The 3,065-nt window shown below is 59.1% G+C and carries 2 protein-coding genes; both read right to left on the bottom strand.

What is annotated here, in order from left to right:
• Positions 1 to 84: 84 nt before the first annotated feature.
• A complete protein-coding gene (locus tag H5U08_RS14185; RefSeq protein WP_297034396.1) occupies positions 85 to 2,304 on the bottom strand; it encodes a GH32 C-terminal domain-containing protein in 2,220 nt (739 codons plus the stop codon).
• Positions 2,305 to 2,319: 15 nt separating this feature from the next.
• Positions 2,320 to 3,065: MFS transporter (locus H5U08_RS14180; protein ID WP_297034393.1), on the bottom strand; the 746-nt coding region annotated here is incomplete at its 5' end.

Raw genomic sequence — 3,065 nt, 5'->3', positions numbered from 1 at the left:
GGGAAAGCGCCCGCCAGCATGTGAAAACGCACTACAGTTTCGATCGCCGGATGGAACGCCTGGAGCGGATTCTGGAGGATCTTCTCAACCGTCCCGCTTTTCTTGCTCGCCCTGACGGGTGACGTTTTCCCAGATCGAGCGCAGCTCGTGAATTTCCAGAGAGTCGATCACCGCATCGCCCCCCTGTGCCGTGATCGTGAGCTGCCCGGGCTTCGGGCCAAATGGCCAGCAGAACGACATCACGTATCTGCCGTCCAGGGCAAAAATTTCCAGCGACGTGCGATCGACGAGCCATCGCAGGTCGAGCGGACGATCTCTCGGCAGATCGGTGATCCGTCGATCCAGACATTCCAACTCTCCGCGGCTAGGAAACCACGTCAGCCTAACACCCTTCACGTCGACAACGATTTCGTGTGCCGATCCGCTCTGAAGAGTGAACAGGATATCCAGAAGATCGCCCACCGGCCACGATTGGGATGGATTGTCACCTTCCAGCGGGATGCTGTGAAGTCGCATCGATTTCGTACGGAGCGACGCAAGTTCTTCGATGGGACGGGCAAACACGCTCAGGCCTTCCGGCGTGCGGCGGAGCGTCAATTCCCGGGGTACCGTCATCTGCTGGTTGAAAGGCATCCCCGGATACGCGGAACCATCGGAATTCATCCACCCGATGAAAATCCGTCGGCCACCCGGTGCATTGTTCCACGTCTGTCCTGCATAACAATTTTTTCCCCATTCGCTGCGCAGCACGTCACTTTCTGCGGTGAAGCGATGGCCATCAAATCGGCCGATCAAATGGTTGCCGGAGGCCGTCCACAGAATCCAGCGGACTTCGTTCGGTTCCCCTTCCACCGAGAGTGGAAAGAGTTCGGGACACTCGTGGGCCGTCGGAAACGCCGCTTCGCTTTCCAGGGTCCACTCTTTCAGGTCAGGGGAAGAAAAGATCGAGAACGCGTCCCGCCGAACATAGAGCACCATGATCCAGCGCCGAGTCGCCTCATACCAGAAAACCTTTGGATCCCGATTTTCATCCGCGATGAAATCCACCACAGGGTTACCGGCGTATTTCGTCCATGAGCGACCGCGATCCAGCGAGTAGGCCATGCACTGCGTGAAGGGACAGGGTTTGTAGGAATGGCCACCGGCGGCGGTGTAAAACGCACACAGAGGCGGCTGCTCAGGCCGACCAAGCCCCGAGGTATTGGAAAGGTCGATCACCGCTGAACCGGAAAAGATGGTGCCCCGCTCGTCGGGAAAGATGGCGTCACCGATCTCTTCCCAGTGAACCAGATCGCGGCTCACCGCGTGGCCCCAGGTCATGTTACCCCAGCGAATCCCGAACGGATTATGCTGGAAAAACAGGTGATATTCCCCATCATAGTACACCAGGCCATTGGGATCGTTGGTCCAGCCCACCCGCGGTGAGAAATGGAACTGCGGTCGATACGCTTCCCGATAGAGGTTGTCCGGCCAAACCGGGGCGTCGCTCTGTCGAAGACGTTTTTCCACCAGAACGCGGGCAGAACGGGGACGGATTTCCCAGCGCAGCGTCTGGCCCCGATAATCACTCAGATCAATCGCCGCCCAAAATCTCACGTCTGAATCGTCTTCGGCAATGTGAATGTCGAAGTAGCGGAGGACTCGATCGCCCAACATGAGGCGACAGTGCGTCCGCGGTCCATCCCCGGCCACGGGAAGCAGCAGGTACCGCGACTGAACCGCTGTTTCCAGGGGCTTGAGTTGCTCCAGCGGATTGCGATCGGTTTGAAGGATGTAATCCACATTGATGTGGCCCCAACCGCCGGTGCGGCGATCAACGATCCGCAGGACAGCAGTGCGGCCTTCAAACTCATGGACGTCCCAGACAGCCCAATCCAGCTCTTCCGAGCCGCCGGGCGCGGTGTTCGGTCCCGTGGCGCGACGCACACTCTTCCCATCCACAAGAAGCTCCATATAGGTTTCTTCCGGATAGCCGCCCCCACCGATGAGAAAGGCGAGGTAGTGCCGCTCGATGGTGAAGGGAGGGCTCGTCAGCGTCCCCACCGTGCCATCCCCGCCGTAGTACGAATTGACCAGCCGACGACCGTGATAGCCCGTCACCTCCATTTGCCGCGGGAGTGTGCCGCTCGCCGGGCCGGGACCGAAGGCTTCCCCCTCGGCCACCCAGGGCGCGTAAGAATCGCGTTCAAAATCGTCCACGAGAATATCCGGCCGAACGGGTGGCTCCGCCTTTTCGCCGGCGATTAAAATCCCCGCTACCACCCAACTGCACGATAACAACCCAATCATCGCGATTGTCTTCACGGCGTATTTCTCCTTTCAGGAGCACGACCTGGTCGGCGGTACTGTTGCGGACGCGGAATCGGTCCCCAAAAGCCGACGCTCGATTTCCTCCAGGGGGATTCCTTTTGTCTCGGGCATGACGAAGATCACCCACAGAAGCTGCAGGACCATCATCGCCGCATAAAACGCGAAGGCGTGCCCGCCGGAGGCCGCAGCAATGACCGGAAAGGTCCAGGAAATCAAAGCGCACATGAACCAGTGGGTAAAACTTCCCAGGGCCTGCCCCTTGGCGCGGACGGTGTTGGGAAAGATCTCGCTGATAAACACCCAGATCACCGCCCCCTGACCGAATGCGTGGGACGCGATAAACACCACCAAACTGGCCAGCACAATGATGTTGCCTAGCCGATCGAAGTGCGTGCCATAAATGTAGAAGGCCGCCGCTGTGGTCGCCAGACTGACAATGTAGCCGATGGATCCCACGAGCATGAGGAATTTTCTGCCGAAATAGTCTATGACGCTCATCGCCAGCAGCGTGAAGATGAGGTTCGTCCCGCCGACCACCACAGCCTGGAGAAACGCCGCGTCCTTCTTGGCGCCTGCCATCTCGAAAATCCGTGGGGCGTAGTAGAGCACGGCGTTAATCCCGGAAAGCTGATTGAAGGCGGCAATGGCGATTGCCAGCAGCACCGGCCGAAGATACCGACGGCAAAAGAGCGGTTCATTGAGAGCCGCATCGTGCAGGGAAGCCTGCACCTCCCGCACGAGTTCCTCGGCCTCTT

Source organism: Thermogutta sp. (genome assembly GCF_014359955.1).
In the GTDB taxonomy this organism is placed as follows: Bacteria; Planctomycetota; Planctomycetia; order Pirellulales; family Thermoguttaceae; genus Thermogutta.
Note: the sequence above shows the minus strand (reverse complement) of the source record. Positions and strands in the feature narration are given on the sequence as shown.